2 protein-coding genes and 1 pseudogene are annotated in these 1,925 nt (G+C 65.4%); 2 read left to right on the forward strand and 1 reads right to left on the reverse strand.

Annotated elements, in window-relative coordinates; all coding sequences use genetic code 11:
* Both EN991_RS34280 and EN991_RS34285 read left to right on the forward strand, forming a co-directional pair.
* Positions 1-189: pseudogene (locus EN991_RS34280) on the forward strand (1-acyl-sn-glycerol-3-phosphate acyltransferase); the annotation flags it as partial.
* Positions 189-1,124 carry a phosphatidate cytidylyltransferase gene (locus EN991_RS34285; protein ID WP_027163212.1) on the forward strand — a complete coding sequence of 312 codons (936 nt, stop codon included), beginning with the start codon at positions 189-191 and terminating at the stop codon, positions 1,122-1,124. The pseudogene EN991_RS34280 and the gene EN991_RS34285, both read left to right, overlap by 1 nt.
* A 25-nt stretch (positions 1,125-1,149) precedes the next feature.
* Here EN991_RS34285 and EN991_RS34290 read toward each other — a convergent pair.
* Positions 1,150-1,925 (reverse strand): iron ABC transporter permease (locus EN991_RS34290; protein WP_164769596.1); only part of this gene is annotated, 776 nt, incomplete at its 5' end.

The raw sequence follows: 1,925 nt of genomic DNA on the forward strand, positions 1-1,925 counted from the left end.
ATCCCGTGCTGGATCGAGAACATGTCGCGCGTGCTGCCCAAGGGCCAGTTCCTGCCGGTGCCGCTGCTGTGCCGCGTCGTTTTCGGCGCGCCTGTCGCGGTTGGCCCGGGCGAAGAACGCCGCGCCTTTCTCGAGCGCGCCCACGCCGCGCTTCTGGCGCTCAACCCGCGTCCCGAGCGAGACGATTGATGCGCCACGAGATCTCCATCCTGATCATCGGCCTGCTGGCGGTTTTGACCACCGCCAGCATCGTCGCCACCATCCTTTCGGCGCGAGCGCCGAAGCCGCTGAGCTCGACGCTTGTCAATCTCACGCAGCGCATCAACGCCTGGTGGGTGATGGTGGCGCTGATGACGGTCGCCTTCTTCTTCGGCCGTTACGGGATGACCATCCTGTTTGCGCTGATTTCCTTCGCCGCGCTGCGCGAATTCGTGACGCTGACGCATACGCGCCGCAGCGACCATTGGGTGCTGCTCGGCATGTTCGGCATCATCATCCCGTTTCAGTACTGGCTGGTGTGGACCGCCTGGTATGGGCTCTTCGTCATCTTCATTCCGGTCTACTGCTTCCTCTTGATGCCGGCCATCACGGCGCTGCATGGCGACACCGAACGCTTCCTCGAGCGGATCGCCGCGCAGCAATGGGCGGTGATGATCTCGGTCTATTGCGTCAGCCACGTCCCCGCCCTGCTGACACTCGACGTGCCAGGCTTCGAAGGCCGCACCTTGCTGCTGATCGCCTTCCTGATCATCGTCGTGCAAGGCAGCGACGTGCTGCAGTACATCTTCGGCAAGCTGTTTGGTAAACACCGGTTTTCGCCGAACGTCTCGCCGTCGAAAACCTGGGAAGGGCTGATCGGCGGATTGGTGTCGGCGAGCCTGCTCGGCGCGCTGTTGTCGTTCGTGACGCCCTTCTCGCCGCTGCAGGCGGCAGCCGTGGCCTTCGTCGCCTGCTCGATGGGATTCCTAGGCGGGCTGGTCGCCTCGGCCATCAAGCGCGACCAGGGCGTCAAGGACTGGGGCCATCTCATCGAAGGCCATGGCGGCATGATGGACCGCACCGACAGCCTGGTCTTCGCCGCCCCGGTGTTCTTCCACATCGTGCGCTATTTCTGGACCGTGTGATCCGGCGACCGGTTGCCAAACGCGCTCAAAGCCGGTTGCGGATCAGCATGGTGACGACGAAGAACGCACCGACCGAGCTGGTGATGATGCCGATCGGCAGTTCCTGCGGCGGCAGCAGCGTTCGGGCCAGAAGATCGCTGGCCAGCAAAAGCACCGCGCCGAAGACGGCGCAGCTGGCAACCAGGCGCAGATGCAAGGGGCCTGCCAGCGGCCGCGACAGATGCGGGATCATCAGCCCGACGAAGCCGATGACCCCGGCGACAGAGACCAGGATCGCCGTCGAGAAGGCGGCGACGAGAAACGTCATTCGGCGCATGCGCGCCACTGGCACGCCAAGGCTTTCGGCGGCGTTTTCGCCGGCCAGGAAGGCATCGAGCCGGCGGTGGTTCCACAGCGCGTAAGCCAGAATGGTGCCCGCACCCAGCGCGCCCAACCAGATATTGTCCCAGCGCGCCAGGCCAAGGCCGCCCATCGTCCAGAACAACACGGAGTGGGCGGCGCGCTGGTCGCCGGCAAAGACCAGGTAGTTGGTCAAGGCGGTGAACATGAAGGACACGGCAAGGCCGGCGAGGATCAGCCGCTCCGGCCCTTGGCCCCTCACCCGCGCGACCAGCAGCAGGACGACGCCGGCGGCCAATATGCCGCCGGTGAAGGCCGCGACCGGCAACGTCCAGATGCCAAAGCTGTCGCCGAAGACGGTGATGACGGAAACAGCACCGGCGGCGGCGCCCGACGACAGGCCGAACAGGAACGGATCGGCGAGATCGTTGCGGGTCACTGTCTGCAGCAGCGCGCCGACGA

The organism is Mesorhizobium sp. M7A.F.Ca.US.005.03.2.1 (assembly GCF_003997795.1).
In the GTDB taxonomy this organism is placed as follows: Bacteria; Pseudomonadota; Alphaproteobacteria; order Rhizobiales; family Rhizobiaceae; genus Mesorhizobium; species Mesorhizobium ciceri.

Coding starts and splice junctions, on each gene's coding strand:
- EN991_RS34285 (WP_027163212.1), top strand. CDS start 189: ATGCGCCACGAGATCTCCATCCTGATCATCGGCCTGCTGGCGGTTTTG.